Origin of the sequence: Streptomyces sp. T028 (assembly GCF_048159505.1) — a bacterium.
GTDB lineage: Bacteria > Actinomycetota > Actinomycetes > Streptomycetales > Streptomycetaceae > Streptomyces.
Genome location: NZ_JBLRVZ010000012.1, coordinates 158,032 through 177,092 on the forward strand (window position 1 = coordinate 158,032; position 19,061 = coordinate 177,092).

16 protein-coding genes and 1 pseudogene are annotated in these 19,061 nt (G+C 71.6%); 5 read left to right on the forward strand and 12 right to left on the reverse strand.

Features of this window, described 5'->3' with window-relative positions:
• Positions 1–83: 83 nt before the first annotated feature.
• On the reverse strand, positions 84–821 hold the full coding sequence (locus ACLZN2_RS13045) for a lysophospholipid acyltransferase family protein (protein ID WP_416978583.1): 738 nt from the start codon (positions 819–821) through the stop codon (positions 84–86).
• 145 nt (positions 822–966) lie between these two features.
• Between ACLZN2_RS13045 and ACLZN2_RS13050 the strand changes: the two genes are divergently transcribed.
• Positions 967–1,746, forward strand: coding sequence for an alpha/beta hydrolase (locus tag ACLZN2_RS13050; protein ID WP_416978584.1), 780 nt, complete (start codon positions 967–969; stop codon positions 1,744–1,746).
• Complete coding sequence (locus ACLZN2_RS13055; protein ID WP_416978585.1) at positions 1,739–2,383, forward strand: hypothetical protein; 645 nt, start codon at positions 1,739–1,741, stop codon at positions 2,381–2,383. The genes ACLZN2_RS13050 and ACLZN2_RS13055 overlap by 8 nt, the downstream gene beginning before the upstream one ends.
• Positions 2,384–2,594: 211 nt before the next feature.
• Here ACLZN2_RS13055 and ACLZN2_RS13060 read toward each other — a convergent pair whose 3' ends face one another.
• The 6 genes from ACLZN2_RS13060 to ACLZN2_RS13085 all read right to left on the reverse strand — a co-directional run bounded on the left by ACLZN2_RS13060 (position 2,595) and on the right by ACLZN2_RS13085 (position 7,898).
• A complete protein-coding gene (locus tag ACLZN2_RS13060) occupies positions 2,595–3,368 on the reverse strand; it encodes an endonuclease/exonuclease/phosphatase family protein (protein ID WP_416978586.1) in 774 nt (257 codons plus the stop codon).
• 154 nt (positions 3,369–3,522) lie between these two features.
• Positions 3,523–4,476 carry an ROK family glucokinase gene (locus ACLZN2_RS13065; RefSeq protein ID WP_416978587.1) on the reverse strand — a complete coding sequence of 318 codons (954 nt, stop codon included), beginning with the start codon at positions 4,474–4,476 and terminating at the stop codon, positions 3,523–3,525.
• 130 nt (positions 4,477–4,606) lie between these two features.
• A complete protein-coding gene (locus tag ACLZN2_RS13070) occupies positions 4,607–5,125 on the reverse strand; it encodes a DUF5304 domain-containing protein (RefSeq protein WP_416978588.1) in 519 nt (172 codons plus the stop codon).
• 91 nt (positions 5,126–5,216) lie between these two features.
• Positions 5,217–6,383, reverse strand: coding sequence for an ArsA family ATPase (locus ACLZN2_RS13075; protein WP_416978589.1), 1,167 nt, complete (start codon positions 6,381–6,383; stop codon positions 5,217–5,219).
• 213 nt (positions 6,384–6,596) lie between these two features.
• Positions 6,597–7,040 (reverse strand): SRPBCC family protein, encoded by a 444-nt coding sequence (locus tag ACLZN2_RS13080; protein WP_416978590.1) that lies wholly within the window; start codon positions 7,038–7,040, stop codon positions 6,597–6,599.
• A 102-nt stretch (positions 7,041–7,142) separates the two neighbouring features.
• The gene (locus ACLZN2_RS13085) at positions 7,143–7,898 is read right to left on the reverse strand and encodes a metallophosphoesterase family protein (RefSeq protein WP_416978820.1); all 756 of its coding nucleotides are present in this window, start codon (positions 7,896–7,898) and stop codon (positions 7,143–7,145) included.
• Between the two features lie 336 nt (positions 7,899–8,234).
• Between ACLZN2_RS13085 and ACLZN2_RS13090 the strand changes: the two genes are divergently transcribed.
• On the forward strand, positions 8,235–10,031 hold the full coding sequence (locus tag ACLZN2_RS13090) for an AMP-dependent synthetase/ligase (RefSeq protein ID WP_416978591.1): 1,797 nt from the start codon (positions 8,235–8,237) through the stop codon (positions 10,029–10,031).
• Positions 10,032–10,050: 19 nt separating this feature from the next.
• Here the strand turns inward: ACLZN2_RS13090 and ACLZN2_RS13095 are convergent, their stop codons facing one another.
• Both ACLZN2_RS13095 and ACLZN2_RS13100 read right to left on the reverse strand, forming a co-directional pair.
• Positions 10,051–11,631: a GMC oxidoreductase gene (locus ACLZN2_RS13095; RefSeq protein ID WP_416978592.1), complete on the reverse strand. Its 1,581-nt coding sequence runs from the start codon at positions 11,629–11,631 to the stop codon at positions 10,051–10,053.
• Positions 11,632–11,735: 104 nt separating this feature from the next.
• Positions 11,736–12,878: a glycosyltransferase family 4 protein gene (locus ACLZN2_RS13100; RefSeq protein ID WP_416978593.1), complete on the reverse strand. Its 1,143-nt coding sequence runs from the start codon at positions 12,876–12,878 to the stop codon at positions 11,736–11,738.
• Positions 12,879–13,000: 122 nt separating this feature from the next.
• On the opposite strand from ACLZN2_RS13100, the gene ACLZN2_RS13105 reads away from it, so the two are divergent.
• Complete coding sequence (locus ACLZN2_RS13105; RefSeq protein WP_416978594.1) at positions 13,001–14,257, forward strand: glycosyltransferase 87 family protein; 1,257 nt, start codon at positions 13,001–13,003, stop codon at positions 14,255–14,257.
• Positions 14,258–14,399: 142 nt separating this feature from the next.
• Positions 14,400–14,591, forward strand: a pseudogene (locus tag ACLZN2_RS13110) (PadR family transcriptional regulator); the annotation flags it as partial.
• Here the strand turns inward: ACLZN2_RS13110 and ACLZN2_RS13115 are convergent.
• From ACLZN2_RS13115 to ACLZN2_RS13125, 3 genes are all read right to left on the reverse strand, one after another.
• Positions 14,579–15,796 (reverse strand): hypothetical protein, encoded by a 1,218-nt coding sequence (locus ACLZN2_RS13115; protein ID WP_416978595.1) that lies wholly within the window; start codon positions 15,794–15,796, stop codon positions 14,579–14,581. The pseudogene ACLZN2_RS13110 and the gene ACLZN2_RS13115 sit on opposite strands and share 13 nt — an antisense overlap.
• An 812-nt stretch (positions 15,797–16,608) precedes the next feature.
• The gene (locus ACLZN2_RS13120) at positions 16,609–17,631 is read right to left on the reverse strand and encodes an NlpC/P60 family protein (RefSeq protein WP_416978596.1); all 1,023 of its coding nucleotides are present in this window, start codon (positions 17,629–17,631) and stop codon (positions 16,609–16,611) included.
• A gap of 247 nt (positions 17,632–17,878) precedes the next feature.
• Positions 17,879–18,919, reverse strand: coding sequence for an NlpC/P60 family protein (locus ACLZN2_RS13125; RefSeq protein ID WP_416978597.1), 1,041 nt, complete (start codon positions 18,917–18,919; stop codon positions 17,879–17,881).
• Positions 18,920–19,061: the final 142 nt, after the last annotated feature.

Consider the following 19,061-nt stretch of genomic DNA (forward strand, 5'->3'; position numbering starts at 1 on the left):
CCGCCGGAGCGCCGCCTGCTTCTCTTGTACCTACTGCTGTTGTTCCTATGTACCTACTGCTGCTGTTCCTACTGCTCTTGTACCTACTGCTCTTGTTCGTTCTTGGCCTGTGCGAGCGCCGCCTTCGCGGCCTTGGCCGCCTCCGCGATCTGCCGCTTGGCGGTGGTCGCGTAGATGTCGACGTACTCCTGGCCGGAGAGCTTCATGATTTCGTACATGACCTCGTCCGTCAGCGCCCGCAGCACGAAACGGTCGTGGTCCATGCCCTGGTAGCGGCTGAAGTCCAGCGGCTCGCCTATGCGGATGCCGGGCCGCATCACCTTGGGCATCACCTTGCCCGGCGGCTGGATCTTCTCCGTGTCGATCATCGCGACGGGGATGACGGGCGCGCCGCTGGCGAGCGCCACGCGCGCGAGGCCGCCCGGCTTGCCGCGGTAGAGACGGCCGTCGGGCGAGCGGGTGCCCTCCGGGTAGATCCCGAACAGCTCACCGCGCTCCAGCACCTCTATGCCGCTCTTGATCGCGGCCTCCCCCGCGCCGCGCGCGCCGGAGCGGTCCACCGGGAGCTGGCCGACGCCCTTGAAGAAGGCGGCCGTGAGCCTGCCCTTGACGCCGGGGGTCGTGAAGTACTCGGCTTTCGCGATGAACGTGACCTTGCGGTCCAGGACCGCGGGCAGGAAGAACGAGTCCGAGAAGGACAGGTGGTTGCTCGCCAGGATCGCGGGGCCCTCGGCGGGAATGTTCTCGAGGCCTTCCACCCAGGGCCTGAAGGTGGCCTTCAGCGGTCCCCCGACAAAGACCTTCATCGCGCCGTACAACAACCGAGTGCCTCCTGTATGTGTAGATCAGACCTTAACCCGGAAGCCCAGGCAAAGGCTCCGACGGCCCTGGTCGGTGTCAGTGGGGTCGCGTACCGTGAACCTCACGTCCCTCTCATGAAGAACAGACGAAGACAGGAGACCGAAGGTGCCGGTCCTTCCTGGAGCCGAGCCGTACCGCCATGAGGGCGGGGAGGTCGGGGTCCTCCTCTGCCACGGCTTCACCGGTTCCCCGCAGTCGCTGCGCCCCTGGGCCCGGTATCTGGCCGGCCAGGGCCTCACCGTCTCGGTGCCCCTGCTGCCGGGGCACGGCACGCGCTGGGAGGACATGGCCCTCACCGGCGGCCCCGACTGGTACGCGGAGGTGGACCGCGAACTGCGCGCCCTGCGCGAGCGGTGCTCCCGGGTCTTCGTGGCCGGGCTGTCCATGGGTGGCGCGCTGGCGCTGCGGCTGGCCGCGAAGCACGGCGCGGGCGTCGAGGGCGTGGTCGTGGTCAACCCGGCGAACAAGGTGCACGGGCTGTCGGCGTACGCCCTTCCGGTGGCCCACCATTTCGTGCGGTCGGCGAAGGGGATCGCCAGCGACATCGCCAAGGAGGGGGTCGTGGAGACGGGGTACGAGCGGGTGCCGCTGCGCTCGGCGCACGCCCTGCGGGTGCTGCTGCGGCAGATCGACGGGGAGCTTCCGCAGGTCACGCAGCCGCTGCTGCTTCTTCACAGCGTCCAGGACCATGTCGTCCCGGCGGCCGACTCGGCCCGGGTGCTGAGCCGGGTGTCCTCCACGGACGTGACCGAGATCCTCCTGGAACAGAGCTACCACGTGGCAACGTTGGACCACGATGCGGACCGGATCTTCGAGGAGAGCTACGCGTTCATCGCCCGGATCGCGCCCAGTGTCGGCAAGGAAGGGACGGCCGTAGGTGGCTGAGCACGACTCCGACCGCGAGGACCGGGAGAACCGGGACGAGCGGGAGGGCCTGGATGGCCTGGACGGCCAGGACGGCCAGGACGCCCGTCGGGGCCGGGAGCCGGAGGAGCAGAACGTGCCCTTCGACGAGGACGCCGCGTGGGCGGCGATCGTCGCGGGGTACGGGGACGAGCCGCCGGACCCGCCGGGGGCCAAGCCGTTCAAGTCCATCGAGGACCTTGCGCTGCTGGAATCGCGGACGAACGACGACGAACCCCGTGACTCCGGGGACGAGCAGGAGCCGAAACCGGCCAAGCCGCTCGGCAGTTCCGTCTCGTTCGCACCCGGTGTCGGCCCGCGCGACTACACCGCGCAGGAACCGGCCGAGGAGGACTTCGACGAGGACGACGAGGGTCACTTCGTCCCGCCGGAGCCGCCGCCGCTGCCGGCCGCCGACACCACGGCGAAGTTCGCCTGGCTCGGCGTGATCGGCGGGCCGGTGCTGCTGTTGCTGGCGGTGCTGCTGGGCTGGGACATGACGTGGTGGCTGACGACGGTCTGCGTCGGCGGCTTCCTCGGCGGCTTCGCCACGCTGGTGGTACGGATGCGCCCGGACGACGAGGACGACGGGGATCCCGGGCGGGGGGCCGTGGTCTAGGGCCCTTCTGATGGATCTCCGTGGGAGAAGGAGCGGCGTTCGGTGCGTGCTCTGGGGGTCCCCCCGGCCGAAGGCTGGGGGAGTGCCGGGCGGAAGCCCTCGATGGGGGTCCCCCCGCGCGAGCGAAGCCGAGCGTGGGGGAGGAGCTACCAGGGCTTTTGTCCGGTGCGGCGAGAGGGCGTGCCGGGCGTCGCGACGCCGCGGAGATCCATCAGAAGGGCCCTAGTTCTCGGGTTCTCTGGTTCGCGGGGATTCTGAGGGCGGCCAGGACCGGGAGGTGGTCCGTGGCCGCCCTCAGGTCGTTCTCGGTGATGCCGGGGAGACCCTCGGGGACGCCGCAGCCGAGGACCTCCACGGCCTTCGTCGCGAAGAGGGCGTCGATACGGCGGTCGGGGGCGGCTGCGGGGAAGGTGTGCTCGGCGCCCCAGGGGGCGGTGGCGCGGCAGTCGCGCAGTGTGGCGGCGAGGCGGGCGAAGGTGGGACCGTCCGGGCGCTCGTTGATGTCGCCGCCTGCGATCGCGTGCTCGACGCCCAGGCCGGCGAGGCGGTCGAGGAGCATGCCTCCCTGGTCGTAGCGCTCGTTCCTGTGGAGGCTGAGGTGGCAGCTGATGACGCCGAGGCGGGCGCCGGCGAATCGTACGACCGCTGTGGCGAGACCCCGGCGGTGGTGGCCGGGGGTGAGCGGGAGGAGGACGTCCTCCGTACGCTCGACGGTCGCCCTCAGGGAGCAGAGGACGGCCGGGCCGGCCGCGGTGCCGCCGCCCGTGAGGGTCACCAGGTCGGCGGCGCGAGCCAGACGGGCGAGTTTCTTGCGCCAGCGGAAGAAGAGGGGGGCCTCTTGGATCAGGACCAGGTCGGGGGCGGTGGCGGTGATGACTCGGGCGAGGGCGTCGGTGTCGTCGCGCATCGAGCGGATGTTGTAGCTCAGGACCCTGATGACGGCCGAACCGTCGGGCTCGGTACCGGAGTTGGGGAGCGGGGGCATGTGGATCAATTTACGCCCAATGAGGTGGGGCGCGAGGATTGTGTGCGACTGCCGGTTCGTTGTGGCTTGTCGCGCCCACGCGGCGGAGCCGCATGTTTACACAGCCCCGCGCCCCTGGGGGTGGGCCCCGTGGCCCCTGCACAAGAAGTGAGCGTTACATGATGGGGTCCGGTTCTCTTGCCAGGTCTGCTGCGCCCACCAGGCCCGCCTTGTTGCCCAGCTGGGCTGCGATCACGTCGGCCACCGGGCGCCAGTTGCCGCCGACCAGCCAGCGCTTGTAGGACTTGCGGATCGGGTCGAGGACCAGTTCGCCCTCGTCGGAGAGGCCTCCGCCGACGATGAAGGCGGAGGGGTCGAAGAGGGAGGCGAGGTCGGCGAGGCCCGCGCCGGCCCAGCGGGCCAGCTCGCGGTAGGAGTCGACGGCGACCGGGTCGCCCTGGCGGGCGGCCATGGAGATGTGCTTGCCCTCGATGCCCTCGGGGCTGCCGTCGCCGAGGCCGAGCAGGATCTCGGCGTTCTCCGGGGTGGCGTTGGCGCGCTGCTTGGCGTACCGCACGAGGGCGCGGCCGGAGGCGTACTGCTCCCAGCAGCCCTGCGAGCCGCAGCCGCACAGCAGGCCGTCCGGGACCATCCGGATGTGGCCGAACTCGGCGGCGACGCCGAAGTGGCCGCGGCGCAGCTTGTTGCCGATGATGATGCCGCCGCCGAGGCCGGTGCCGAGCGTGATGCAGATGACGTTGCGGTGGCCCTTGCCCGCGCCGAACTTGTACTCGCCCCAGGCGGCGGCGTTGGCGTCGTTCTCGACGACGACCGGGAGGCCCACGCGGGCCTCGACGTCGTCCTTGAGCGGTTCCTGGCGCCAGTCGATGTTGGGCGCGAAGTAGACGGTGGAACGCTGCCGGTTGACGTAACCGGCGGCTCCGATGCCCACACCGACGATCTCGTGGCCCGCGCGGGCACCCTCCACGGCCGAGGCGATGGCGTCCACGATGGCCTCGGGGGTGGTGGGGGTCGGCACCTTGAAGGTCGAGAGGATGTTGCCTTCCTCGTCGACCACGCCGGCCGCGATCTTCGTGCCGCCGATGTCGACGCCGATGGTGAGTCCCATGAATCCCTCAGTTTCGGTCGAGCCCCGCTACGGCCCACGGTACCCGAGGTACTGCTCCCGGATTCCTGTCGTCCGCCCGGCGGACAGGCCTCTCGGGGCACCTCTGAGGGGTCCTGCGGTCATCCTGTGGTCAGTCGAGGTCGATGCGCTGTCCCGGGCCGGTACCCTCGCCGCCGTCGCGGGGTTCGTCGCGCGGGTCGTCCTTGAGGTCGTGGTCGCGGCTCGTCCAGCGCTGTTCCTGGTGCTGGACCGCGGAGCGGTAGGCGGCGAGGAGTTCACCGCCGGCCGCCGCGAGGTGGTCGAAGACCTCGGGGTTGCGCTCGATGACGGGCTCGACGGCGGCCTTGGCCTGCTGGACGACCTGGCGGACGACCTGCTGGGCGGCGCCGCCCGCGACCGCGCCGAACAGCGGGGACTGGATGCCGGAGAGCTTGTCGGCGACGGTTTCGACGAGCTTGCGCAGCTCCTCGGCGGCCGTGCCCTCGGGCCGGCCCTGCTCGGCCCGGCGGCGGGCCTTCTCGCGGGCCAGGTCCTCGGCACAGGCGGTGGCCCAGGCGTCGGCGTCGGTGGCGCGGGGCTCCTCGGCGGGGACCTCCTTGGCGGCGGCCTCGTCCCGGGCGGCGTCGGGCGTGGGGCGCTCTTCGCTCATGACGGACTCCTGGTGACTTCTGCTGTCCTGATGGGACGACGCCCGATGACGGATCGTCTCTCTCGACGTTACCCGAACGGGGGTACGCCGTTCACCGTCCCTGCGGCCACAGGCCGGGATCCGGCGCGAACCGGATGCGCAGCTCGCCGTCGCGCAGGGCGGCGCCGTCGACGGTGCAGCGGCGCAGGGCCGAGGGCAGCGGGACGATACGGCGGAAGGGTCCGGCGGCGAGGACGAGTTCGTCGCCGCGCCGGATGAGGTCCAGCTCGTCGCGTATGGCGCCGGGCAGCGGGATGTGCCAGACCAGCACGCCGTCCTCGGCGAGCCGGTCGGTGACGGCCCACTCGACCGGGGAGGCGGCCGTGTTGACGGGGGGCACGGCGAGCGCCGTGAGGTCGTCGGCACCGCGCGGGTCGTGGCCCAGGTGGGCGACGGTCCGCGCCGCCTCTTCCCACTCCCCGAGGGCCTTGCGCTGCTGGGTGACGAGCCTGCCGAGCCAGCCGTCGTCGGCCGCCGCCTCCGGCAGGACACGGTTGGCGACGAGCGACTCCACGGGCAGGGCGCGCAGCGCGAGGCCGAGGCGGGCGTCCCGGACGGCGTCGGCCCCGGCCGGTCCGGGTTCGGCGACGAGCCGTACGGCGGTGTCGCGGTCGGCGAGGACCGCCTCGACGGCGGCGAGTTCCATGTCCCAGCGGGCGGTGGTCTCGTACAGCCACTCGGCGGGCATCGGCACCCCGGCGAGCCGGCCGAGGACGGGGCGCAGGGCGCGGGCGGCCTGCCGCTCCGGCGGGAGCAGCCGCCGCAGATAACGCCGCAGCTCCTCGGGGAGCGCGAGCAGGGCGAGGGCCTGGGCGGTGGGCGGCAGATCGACGACGAGCAGGTCGTGCGCCTCGGCGAGGGCGGCGTCCCGCAGGGCCCGCAGCAGAGTCAGCTCCTCGGCGCCGGGAAGCGGCGTGACCTCCTCGGGGTCCAGCCGTGCGGCCCCGAGCAGATCGAGCACGGTGGAGGCGCGGTCCTGGAACCCGGCGAGATCGTCCCGGAAGCCGGTGGTGGCGTCGGGGCGCCAGGCGGTGAGATGCGACAGGACCCGGACGGGCTCCGCCCCGGTCGGTGCGCCGAGGGCGGCGCCGAGGGTGTCGGTGCGGTCGGCGCTGAGGACGAGGGTGCGGGTGCCCGCGCGGGCGGCGTCCAGGGCGGTGGCGGCGGCGACGGTGGTACGGCCGCTGCCGCCGGGGCCGGTGATCAGGATGGTGCGCATGAGGGTGAACGGTAGCGTTGGCAGGGGTAGAGGCGGCTTCAGGCGGTGCCCGGTACTGCAGGCTGTGCCCACCCGTTCCTCCCCCAGTGCCTTGAGGGCCTGGGGGGACCCCCAGCGGAACGACTGCCCACAGCGGTGAGCGATAAGCGGTGAGCGGTAGCCCTGAGCGGTGAGCTATAAGCCATGAGCGGTAAGCGGTACCCCTGTTTGGCGCTACTTGTCGCTCGACTCCACGCGCTTCTTCAGGCCGGCCAGGGCCCGGTCGATGATGACCTTCTCGGCCTTTCGCTTGATCATCCCCAGCATGGGGATCTTGACGTCGACGGTCAGCTGGTAGGTGACCTCGGTCGCCCCCGCCCCCGCAGGCTTGAGGATGTACGACCCGTCGAGCTGCCGCAGCATCTGGGACTTCACCAGCGTCCAGGACACCTCGTGCTCGCCGGTCCAGGTGTACCCCAGCACCTGGTCGTCCTTGATCGCGCCGGCGTCCATGACGAGCCGCACCTGCTGGGCGCGGCCGTGCTCGTCCTCCTTGAGGACCTCCGCCTGCTTCACCTCGCCGGTCCAGTCCGGGTAGCGGGCGAAGTCCGCGATCACGGCCATGACGTCGGCCGGTGCCGCCTCGATCGTGATGCTCGAACTGGTGTGTTCCGCCATCGCCGTGACTCCTCCGGATACGGGCCCGTAAAGGTGCGTGTGTGCAGCGTGAAGGCTACCGCGCGCCCGCCCTGCCGCCGTCACCCGCACCACCTGACCGGCTCACCACTCCAACGCCCACGGCTTCCCGCTCCCCGCGAAGTGCCCGACGTTGACGCACTCGGTCGCGCCGATCCGCATCCGCTGGGCCAGCGGCTGGTGGACGTGCCCGAAGAGGGAGTACCGGGGGCGGGTCCGGCGGATCGCGTCCAGCAGGGCGCGGCTGCCCCGTTCGAAGCGGCGCGCGACGGTGTCGTAGACGAGTTCGGGCACCTCGGGCGGGATGTGGGTGCAGAGCACGTCGACCTCGCCGACGGCCTCGATCTTCGCGGCGTACTCCTCGTCGCTGATCTCGTACGGCGTGCGCATGGCCGTCCGGAGGCCGCCGCCGACGAAGCCGAACACCCGGCCGCCGATCTCCACGCGCTCGCCGTCGAGGACGGTGGTGCCGGGGCCGGCGTACTCGCTCCAGAGCTGGGGCATGTCGACGTTGCCGTAGGTGGCGTACGTCGGGGTCGGGAACGCCGGGAACATCTCGGCGTACTGCTTGCGCACGGCCTTCTCGATGACGGCGGCCCGGTCGCCGTCGATGCCGCCCCAGAGCCGGCGGCCGAGTTCGCGGGCCTCCTCGAAGCGGCGGGCGGTGCGCAGCTCGACGATCAGGTCGGCGTTCTCCACGCCGAAGAGGTCGGGGAAGATCCCGCGGGAGTGGTCGGCGTAGTCGAGGAAGAGGACGAGGTCGCCCAGACAGATCAACGCGTCCGCGCCCTCTCCGGCCCGGGCCAGGTCACGGGCGTTGCCGTGCACGTCACTGACCACATGGATGCGTGTCCTGCGGTTACCGGAGGGTGTGGATGCCATGTCGATCAAGGGTAGGCGTGTGCGGCATAAGTGAACAGGCCGACGGAAATAGCGGTTACTGGCCAGTCAGTAAAGGGGTGGACTACTGTGCGCGAGGAAACACCAATCTGTGTGACGCAGCGAACATCTCGTCGGACCCCCCTGTCGAAGACGCCATACCGGCGGGTAACGTCCGGGCAGTCCAGTCGTGCTCAGGATTTCAACGATCGATGTCCGAGCACCAGCCCGAGCCGTGGACCGCACCGTCGCATCACACAACGTCGTGGCGCCGGCGCCGTATGAGGAGCAGCAGTCTTGCGCGAGTTCAGCCTTCCGGCTTTGTACGAGGTCCCTGCGGACGGCAATCTGACCGACATCGTCCGCAGAAACGCCGCGCAGCACCCCGATGTCGCCGTCATCGCCCGCAAGGTGGGCGGCGCCTGGCAGGACGTGACCGCGACGGCCTTCCTGGCCGAGGTGCACGCCGCCGCCAAGGGTCTCATCGCCTCCGGTGTGCAGCCGGGCGACCGGGTCGGCCTGATGTCGCGCACCCGCTACGAGTGGACGCTGCTCGACTTCGCGATCTGGAGCGCGGGCGCGATCACCGTCCCGGTGTACGAGACCAGTTCGCCGGAGCAGGTGCAGTGGATCCTGTCCGACTCGGGCGCCACCGCGATGATCGTCGAGCTGGACGTCCACACGGCCGCCCTGGAGTCGGTGCGGGACACGCTGCCCGCGCTGAAGCACGTCTGGCAGATCGAGGGGGGCGGGGTCGAGGAACTCGGGCGGCTCGGCCAGGGGGTCTCCGACGGGACCGTGGAGGAGCGCGGTTCGCTCGCCAAGGCGGACGATCCGGCGACCATCGTCTACACCTCGGGCACGACCGGCCGCCCCAAGGGCTGTGTGCTCACCCACCGCAGCTTCTTCGCCGAGTGCGGGAACGTGGTGGAGCGGCTGCGTCCGCTGTTCCGCACGGGCGAGTGCAGTGTGCTGCTCTTCCTGCCGCTCGCGCACGTGTTCGGCCGGCTGGTGCAGATCGCCCCGATGATGGCGCCGATCAAGCTGGGCACGGTCCCGGACATCAAGAACCTCACCGACGAGCTGGCCTCGTTCCGGCCGACGCTGATCCTGGGTGTGCCGCGCGTCTTCGAGAAGGTCTACAACTCGGCGCGGGCCAAGGCGCAGGCGGACGGCAAGGGCGCGATCTTCGACAAGGCGGCGGACACCGCGATCGCGTACAGCAAGGCGCTGGACACCCCGTCCGGCCCGTCGATCGGTCTGAAGATCAAGCACAAGGTGTTCGACCGCCTGGTCTACAGCAAGCTGCGCGCGGTGCTCGGCGGCCGGGGCGAGTACGCGATCTCGGGCGGTGCGCCGCTCGGCGAGCGGCTCGGTCACTTCTTCCGCGGCATCGGCTTCACGGTCCTGGAGGGCTACGGTCTGACGGAGTCCTGTGCGGCCACCGCGTTCAACCCCTGGGACCGGCAGAAGATCGGCACGGTGGGTCAGCCGCTGCCGGGCTCGGTGGTGCGGATCGCGGACGACGGCGAGGTGCTGCTCCATGGCGAGCACCTGTTCAAGGAGTACTGGAACAACCCGGCCGCGACCGCCGAGGCGCTGGCGGACGGCTGGTTCCACACCGGTGACGTGGGCACCCTCGACGAGGACGGCTACCTCAGGATCACCGGCCGCAAGAAGGAGATCATCGTCACCGCGGGCGGCAAGAACGTCGCCCCGGCCGTGATCGAGGACCGGATCCGGGCGCACGCGCTGGTCGCGGAGTGCATGGTGGTGGGCGACGGGCGGCCGTTCGTGGGCGCGCTGGTCACCATCGACGAGGAGTTCCTGGGCCGTTGGGCCGCCGAGCACGGCAAGCCCACGGGCTCCACCGCGGCGTCGCTGCGCCAGGACCCCGACCTGCTGGCCGCGATCCAGTCGGCGGTCGACGACGGCAACGCCGCGGTGTCGAAGGCGGAATCGGTGCGGAAGTTCCGCATTCTCTCCTCCCAGTTCACGGAGGACTCGGGCCATCTCACGCCGTCGCTGAAGCTCAAGCGCAACGTCGTGGCGAAGGACTTCGCGGGCGAGATCGAGGCGATCTACGCCAAGTAGCCCCCTTTCCGAACAAGCGTCATGGCGCGGCGTCCTCGGCGAGGACCCGCGCCATGGTGCGTTCGGCGAGCGCGGTGATGGTGACGAACGGGTTCACCCCGATGTTGCCGGGCACCAGTGAGCCGTCGGTGACGTACAGCTTCGAGTACCCCTTCACCCGGCCGTAGTTGTCGGTCGCCTTGCCCAGCACGCAGCCGCCGAGCGGGTGGTAGGTGAAGTCGTCGGCGAAGGTCCTGCTGGGGGTGCCGAAGAGGTCGGAGCGGTAGATCGTGGTGTTCGCCGAGTTGATCCGGTCGAACAGTTTCTTCGCCATGCCGGAGGAGACCGAGCTCTGCGCGGCGCTCCAGTTGAGGCTCAGGGCGTTGTTGGCGTACGAGAACGTGGCGCGCTGGGGGTTCTTGGTGATCGCGAGATAGAGGCTGACCCAGTGTTCGAGTCCCGTCGGCAGCGGGGCGATCTCGGCGAAGACCGGGTTGTCAGTGTTGGCCCAGTCGTCGATGCCCATGACCGGCATGGTCGACTGGTTGGCGCCGACGGTGTCCCAGAGGTGGTTGGCCCGGCCGAGCATCACGTTGCCGTTGGGTCCCCAGCCGGCCCCGACGCTCGCGTCCAGCGCCGGGAGCGTGCCCGACTGCCGTGCCCTGAGCAGCAGTTCGCTGGTGCCGAGGCTGCCGCCGCCGAGGAACAGGTAGGTACAGCCGTACTGCTTGGTCTCGACGACCGTGCCGGTGTCGTCGATGCGGTCGGCGGTCAGCACCCAGGTGCCGTCGCTCGCCCTGCTGATCCCGCGGACCTTCTCCATGGTGTGGATGGTGACGTTCCCGGTGCCGAGCGCGGATGCCAGATAGGTCTTGTCGAGGCTCTTCTTGCCGTAGTTGTTGCCGTAGATGACCTCCTGGCCCAGGGCCGACTTCGTGGCGGTGCCGGCGGCTTCGCGCTGCATGTAGCCGAAGTCGTAGACGCTGGGCACGAAGGTGGTCTTCAGACCGGTGTTGGTGGCGTGCTTCCGCGAGACCCGGGTGAACTGGTACCACTCCGTCGACTCGAACCAGGCCGGGTCGATGGTGTTGACACCGAGCATGGCGCGGGCGCGCGGGAAGTACGTGTTGTACATCTCCGTCACGTCCACCGTGGGGAACTGCTCGGCGAAGTAGGACTGCAGCGGGGTGACCGCCATCGAACCGTTGACCAGGGAACCTCCGCCGACCCCGCGGCCGACGAAGACGGACATGTTGGCGAAGTGCACCCGGTCCAGGACGCCGGGATAGGGGTTGATGTCCTTGTTGACGACGTCCAGCCAGAGGAAGGTGGCGAGCGGCGCCTCGGTGCGGGTCTTGAACCACATGGAGCGCGAATCGGGGTTGGCGGTGTTGCAGAAGACCTTTCCGTCGGCGCCGGCGGTGTTCCACAGCCGGCCCATCTCCAGGACGAGGGTGCGGATGCCGGCCTGGCCGAGGCGGAGGGCGGCGACGGAGGCGCCGTAGCCGGAACCGACCACGATCGCGGGCGCGGACTCGACCGCTGCGGGCTCTTCCGCCTGGGCCGACTTGAGGCCCACGCGGGTGAAGCCGAGGGTGGCCGCCGTCTGGAGGGCGGCCATACCAAGGATTTGACGTCTCGTCAGCTGACGCTGCATCAGTTTGACTGTCATATGCGCAGCATCAGCCGAAAGCCGTCATTAGCCCAGAGAGCGGACGGAAAAGTCTAGAGCAATGTTCTGAGCCGCTCCGCGAGGAGATCCCAGCGCCATCGCTCCTCCACCCACCGCCGCCCCCGCTCCCCCATCCTGCGGCGCAGTTCGGCGTCCTGGAGCAGTACGACGATCCGCTCGGCGGCCTCGGCCGGGGAGCCGCCCCGCACGACCCAGCCGGTCTCCCCGTCGAGCACGGCGTCGGGCGCCCCGCCGGAGTCCCCGGCGACGACGGGCAGCCCGGTGGCGGACGCCTCCAGGTAGACGATCCCGAGCCCCTCGACGTCCAGTCCGCCCCGCCGGGTCCGGCACGGCATCGCGAAGACGTCCCCGGCGCCGTAGTGCGCGGGCAGTTCGCTCCAGGGCACCGCCCCGGTGAACCGCACGGAGGCGGCGACGCCGATCTCCCGGGCCAGCCGGCGCAGGTCCTTCTCGTAGGGCCCACCCCCGACGATCAGCAGCACGGCGTCCGGCTCGGCGGCCAGGATCCGCGGCAGGGCGAGGATCAGCGTGTCCTGGCCCTTGCGCGGCACCAGCCGCGAGACGCACACGACCACCGGCCGGTCGGTCAGCCCGAGCCGCGCCCGTACCTCGTCGCCGCCCGAGCCGGGGTGGAAGGTCTTCTCGTCGACGCCCGGCGGCAGCTGCACCATCCGCCCGGCCGCCGCCGGACTCAGCGCGGTCGCTATCCGCGAGCGCGTGTACTCGCCGAGGTAGGTGATCGTGTCGGTGCTCTCCCCGATCCGGCCCAGCAGCTGCCGGGCCGCGGGCAGCTGCGCCCAGCCGGCCTCGTGCCCGTGGGTGGTCGCGACCAGCCGCTCGGCACCGGCCTTCCGCAGCGCGGGCGCCATCAGCCCGAGCGGCGCTGCCGCCCCGAACCACACCGAGGTGCATCCGTGCTCCCGCAGCAGCCCCACGGCACGCCGGGTCGCCCCGGGCGTCGGCAGCAGCATCGTCGTGGAGTCCCGTACGACGGTGAAGGGCTGCTCGGCGTCAAAGGCGGCGGTCGCCTCGACACCCTCCCGGGTCCGCTTCCAGGTGGAGGCGTGGACGACGAGCCGGTCGGGGTCCAGCCGGAGCGCCATGTTGTGCAGGAACGCCTGGATACCGCCGGGACGGGGCGGAAAGTCGTTCGTCACGATCAGGGTCTTGTGCATCGGGGCCGACCCTATCCAAACCGCCGTCCACACCCCACTCACAGCCGTGCCGGGCCGCGCTTCACAGCCGACCGGGGAATCATGGGCCGCACGGACCGACAGGACGGACAGGACGGACACCGGTGGAGATCACGGAAGCGCGACGGCCACTCACCTGGTTGCTGGCGACCTGGGGCGTGACGCGGCTGGTCCTGCTCCTCTTCGTCTTCAAGGTCTTCCTCTTCCCCGGCCCGGACGTGACGACCGACGTGTCGTCCATCTACCAGGGCTGGTACGAGGTGCTGCGCACCGGGAGCTTCCCGCGGACGGACGTCACCTGGCAGTACCCGCCCGCCGCCGCCTTCGCGATCCTCTCCCCCGGCCTGCTGCCCTTCCTCGACTACGCGCAGGCGTTCTTCGTCCTGGCCTTCCTGGCCGACCTGGCCGTCCTCGTGCTGCTGCTGAACGCGGGCCTGCGCCCCCGCCGCTCGCCGCGCGGCGCCTGGATGTGGGTGGCGGGCGTCCCGCTGCTCGGCCCGACGGTCTACGCCCGCTACGACCTGATGGTCACCGCGGTCGCCGTGGCCGCCCTGCTCGCGGGCGTCCGGCACCCCCGGGCGATGGGCGCCCTCACCGGTCTCGCCGCGCTGCTGAAGGTGTGGCCGGTGCTGCTGCTGGCGGGCGCGGTGCGGCGGAGGGCGTGGGGCGCGGCGGCGGTCACGGTCGCCGCTCTCTCGGGGCTGTTCGCCCTGCTGATGCCGGGCGCCTTCGCCTTCCTCACCTTCCAGCGCGACCGGGGCACGGAGGTGGAGTCGCTGGGGGCGCTCGTCTTCCATGTGGCCCGGCAGTTCGGCTGGCAGGGGCAGGTGCTGCTGAACTACGGCTCGGTGGAGTTCCTCGGCCCGTACGTGTCCGTGGTGAGCGACCTGGCGCTGTTCCTGACGGCGGTCGCGTTCGGCTGGCTGCTGCTGTGGCGGCTGAGGGCACGCCGCTTCGCGCCGCACACTCTCGCCGACGCCGCCTTCACGGCCGTGCTGCTCTTCACGGTCACCAGCCGGGTGATCAGCCCGCAGTACCTGGTGTGGCTGGTCGGCCTCGCCGCGGTCTGCCTGTGCTCCCGCGCGACCCGGATGACCGGCCCCGCCGCGCTGGTCCTCCTCGCGTCCTTCGTGACGGTGCTGGAGTTCCCGGTGTACTTCGCGGACGTCGTCAACAGCACCCCCCTGGGCGTGACCCTGCTGTTCGTACGCAACGGCCTCCTGCTGACCGCCGCGTTCACGGCCGCCGTACGGCTGTGGCGCTCCACCGTGCCGGATCCCGCGCAAGAGGCTGTACGGGTCCCGGATCCCGTCGCTGATCAGGCCACCCGCGCCGGAAGGGCCGCCTCCGCCTCCTCCTGACCCCACGTACCTCGCGACACCAGCGAGCGCCGGCGCGAGGAGAACCATGCTGGAGCTGTCGATCCTGGGCTTCCTGGCCGAAGGGCCCCTGCGCGGCCCCGCGCCGGGTGCTGCCCCTCACGGACGAGGGGCGCGAGGACCTGCCGTACTGCGCCGCCGGCTGGACTTCCTGGAGGCGCCGACGAGCTTCTTCTACGAGGGCGGCGAGCCGGTGGCCGCGGAGGGGACCGGCGACCTGTTCCGGCAGGGCATGCCGCGGGTGGCGCGGGCGACGGGCGCGGCCGAGCGGGCGTGGCTCGGGGAAGCCCTGGAAGTGCTGAGTCAGCCGAGCTGAGCGCGCAGATACGCGCGCCAGTCCGCGGTGAGCTCCGGCAGGGACACCCCCAGCACGTTCCGCAGCGCGCCCTCGACCGCGCCCGCCCGCTCCTGGTGGGCCCCGACGGCCCGGTAGAAGGCGTCCAGCTTCACCTCGCCCCACCGCTCGGCGATCATGCGGCAGGCCAGCCAGCCGCCCTCGTAGGCCCTGGCCAGCCGGGCCGGGTCGCCGGAGAAGCCGAAGTCGGCGTCGGTGGGCAGCGCGGCGGGGAGGCGTCCCTCGGCGACGGCGCTCTGGAGTTCGGGCGCGACCTGACGCGGCGTGCGTCCGCTGTCGCGGTAGCCGACCCAGTCGGCGTATCCCTCGGACAGCCAGAGCGGGGTCGCGGCGGTGGTGTGGGCACGGGTGGCGACATGCGCGGTCTCGTGGGTGAGGACGACCTGCCGGCCGACCGCGCCCAGCATGGCGTACGCGTCGGGATTCACGACCACCCGGTCGGCCGGGGTCTGTGTTCTGCCGTCGGCCTCGCCGCCGGTCTCGCCGGTGGTGACGGCGGCGATGCCCCGGTAGGAGGAGGCGGGCGAGCCGAGCAGGGCCGCCATGCCGTCCAGCGACTTCGGTACGAGGACGACGACGTGCCCCGCCCAGTCCGTGCCCCAGGCCGCCGACACCGACGGGACGGCGTCGTCGGCGAGACCGGCGAAGGCGCGCAGCCGCGCGGTGGTCTGCCCGGTGCCCAGCACCAGGCTGTGCTCACCGCGTACGACGGTCACCGCACCCTGGTCCCACAGCTGCTCCGCCGCCTTCTTCGCGGGCTGCTCGGCGGTCACGCCCCACCGCCCGGCGGCGTCCCGGGCCAGCCGCAGGGCGCGGCCGACGGTGACCGGGGCGCTGTCGTAGCCCCGGATGCGGTAGCTCAGCTCGGCGTCGGCGGTCAGCGCGTCGCCGTCCCGGCGCACCGAGGTCACCCGGTACGACCAGGCCTCAAGCGGTACGGCGCGGAGCCGGGCGTAGTCCTCGCGGGCGCCGGTGGCTGCGTAGGCGTCGGCGTCGTGGTGCAGGACGGCCGCCGCCCGCCGGTCCAGCACCTGCTGCACCTCGGTCTTCCCGGTGTCCGTGGCGGGCCGCCCGCCACAGCCGACCAGGGAGGAACCGGCCAGGACGACGAGCAGCAGCCAGACACCCGGCACCCGGGCCCCACGCACCCACCTGTGACCAGCCATCCTCCCGATCCTACGGCGACCCACAAGGACGGCCTCCCACCAGGCCCGGCCCGGGGCCCAGGTCGGGGCCCGGTCAGGACCCAGCCAGGGCCCGAGGCAGGACCCGGGCAGCACCCGAGGCAGCACCCGAGGCAGCACCCGGTCAGGGCCCGAGGCAGCACCCGAGGCAGCACCCGGTCAGAGCCGAGGCAGCACCCAGGGCAGCACCCGGGGAAGGACCCAGGGCAGCACCCGAGGCAGCACCCGGCCAGGCCCGAGGCAGCACCCAGGACAGCACCCGGCCAGGGCCCGAGGCAGCACCCAGGACAGCACCCGGTCAGGGCCGAGGCAGCACCCAGGACAGCGCCCGGGGAAGGACCCAGGGCAGCACCCGAGGCAGCACCCGGCCAGGCCCGAGGCAGGACCCAGGACAGCACCCGGCCAGGGCCGAGGCAGCACCCAGGGCAGCGCCCAGGGCAGCGCCCGAAGCAGGACCCAGGACAGCACCCGGCCAGGGCCCGCGGCAGCGCCCGGGACAGGACCCAGGACAGCACCCGGCCAGGGCCCGCGGCAGCACCCAGGACAGCGCCCGAAGCAGGACCCAGGACAGCACCCGGCCAGGGCCCGCGGCAGCGCCCGGGACAGCACCACAGCAGCACCCACAGCAGCACCCGAAGCAGGACCCAGGGCAGCACCCGGTCAGGGCCCGCGGCAGCGCCCGGGACAGGACCCAGGGCAGCACCCACAGCAGCACCCGGGACAGGACCCCGGGCGGCACCCGAGGCAGGACCCAGGGCGGCGCCCGGGACAGGACCCCGGGGGCAGGGGCCAGGTCAGGGGCGGGTCACCGCGGTCACCGGCATTATTCCGACCGGGTCGTAGCGCACCGGTGCGCCTGGGTAGGGGGCGTGGATGACCTGGCCGTTGCCGGCGTACATGCCGACGTGGCTGGCGTCGGAGCGGTAGGTGACGATGTCGCCGGGCCGCGCCTGGGAGAGCGGGACGCGGTGGCCGGCGTGCGCCTGGGCCTGTGAGGTGCGCGGGAGGGCCACCCCGGCCTGCGCGTACGACCACTGCATCAGGCCCGAACAGTCGAAGCCGGAGGGCCCGTTGGCGCCCCAGACGTACGGCCTGCCGAGGGCGGAGCGGGCGGCGGCGAGGGCGGCTGCCGCGCGGCCCGAGACGGGGACCGCGTCCATGAGGCCGGGCAGGTCGGTGCGGCCGGAGCGGGAGGCCCGGCCGTAGGCGGCGCGCTCGGCGGCCGGCAGGGTGTTGAGGAGCTGCCGGGCCCGGGTGAGCTTCTGCTCGACGGCCCGTTTGTGGCCGGCGACGGCCTTGCGGCTCTTCTCCAGCTCGGCGAGCTGCCCGGCGGCCTCGGTCCGCTCCTGGGCGAGTTCACGCAGCGCGATCTGGAGTTCCCGGAGTTCCCCGGCCTGGTGGGTGGTGATCCGGTCCAGGACGGACGCCTTGTCGAGGTAGTCGGCCGGGTCGTCGGAGAACAGCAGCGCGAGGGAGGGGTCGAGGCCGCCGGAGCGGTACTGGGCGCCGGCCAGCGAACCGAGCTGCTCACGCAGGTCGTTGATGTGCCCCTGCTGCCGGGCGATCCGGTCCCGCGCCAGGCGCAGCTGCCGGCGCAGGGCGCCGGCGCGCTCGTCGGCCTTGTTGAAGGCCTCGGTGGCGTGCTCCGCCTCCTCGTAGAGGCGGTCCATCTCGGCACGGGTGTCGTCGTGCGGCGCGGCCGAGGCCGGTACGGCGGTCAGGGCGCCGAGTGCGGCGGCCGCGGCGGACAGCACACCCAGGGCGCTGGTGGCTCCCCGGTCGAACCCGGACGGTGCAAGGCGGCGATGGGACCCCACGGGAAGCCGCACTCCTTCCACTGGCGGACGAAACGCGGCAGACAGTAGCCCCGTGTCAGGGGGGTGGCCAAAGACCTCGGCGGGCAGCACAAGGCGACGCCCCGCCGCTGACGCAGGTCACCGGCGGGGCGTGGGGTCACATCGGGTTGTGGCAATTCGCCCGTTCGGGCGGTGCCGTGTCCTGATCTTGGACGGATCCGGACCTCGGACGGGTCAGGACCTTGGTCGGGTCAGGACCTTGGCCGGGTCAGACGCGGACGCCCCACATGAAGGGGCCGCCGATCGTGCTCATCGACTCGTAGCGGACGACCGTGCCGGTGCGCGGGGCGTGCAGGATCTGGCCGTTGCCCGCGTACAGGCCCACGTGGTGCAGGTCGTTGAAGAAGAACACCAGGTCGCCGACCTTGAGGTCGCTGACGGAGTAGATCTTCGTGCCGTAGCTGGACTGGGCCTCGGAGGTGCGCGGGATGGAGACGCCGGCCTGGGCGTAGGCCCAGGAGGTCAGGCCCGAGCAGTCGAAGGAGTTCGGGCCGGACGCGCTGTAGACGTACGGCGAGCCGATCTTGGACTGGGCGGCCGAGAAGGCGGCGGCGGCGCGGCCGGAGGCGGTCCCGGTGTCGCCGAGGTCGACGCGCGAGGCGGAGGAGCGGCTGGCACGCGCGTCCTCGGCGGCCAGCGCGGCCTTCTCCTTGGCCGTCAGGGAGTTCAGGAGCTTCTGCGCCTCGGCGAGCTTGCCCTGGGCGATCTTCTTCTGCTTCGCCAGCTCGGCCCGGGCGGCGGAGAGGTCCTTGAGCTTGTCGGCGGCCTCGGCGCGCTCCTGGGCGAGCTCGCGCTGCTTCTCCTGGATCTTCTTCAGCGCCTCGACCTGCTGGGCGCTGAGCTGGTCGGCGGTGGACGCCTTGTCCAGGTAGTCGTCCGGGTCGGAGGACAGGAAGAGCTGGAGGGAGGAGTCGATGGAGCCCGTGCGGTACTGGGCGGCGGCCGCGAGGCCTATGGAGTCGCGCAGCTCGTTGAGCTCCTCCTGGCCGCGGGCGACGTTGTCCTGGATGGTGGAGATCTCCTTCTGGAGCTTCTCCTGCTTCTCCTCGGCCCCGTTGAGCTTCTCGGTGGCCTGCTCCTGCTCCTCGTAGAGCTTGTCGACCTTCGACTTCACCTCGTCCTTGGAGAGCTTCTCGGCAGGCGCCGCGTTGGCGGCCTGGGAGCTCAGGGCGACGGCAGCAGCGGCTGCGGTGGTCAGCAGGGTCACGCGTGCGCGACTCGGCTGCTTCGGTCGACGGTGGGACGCCACGGAGACGGGCTCCTTCTTTTGAGTGATCACCCGTGTGGAGGTTCGAGCACCAGACCTTAGTGACATCGCTGTGATCAGTTCAAATCCCCGGCCACAAAAATCGCGTTACGCAACGCAGTTTTTTCCCGTAACTCACGGCCCG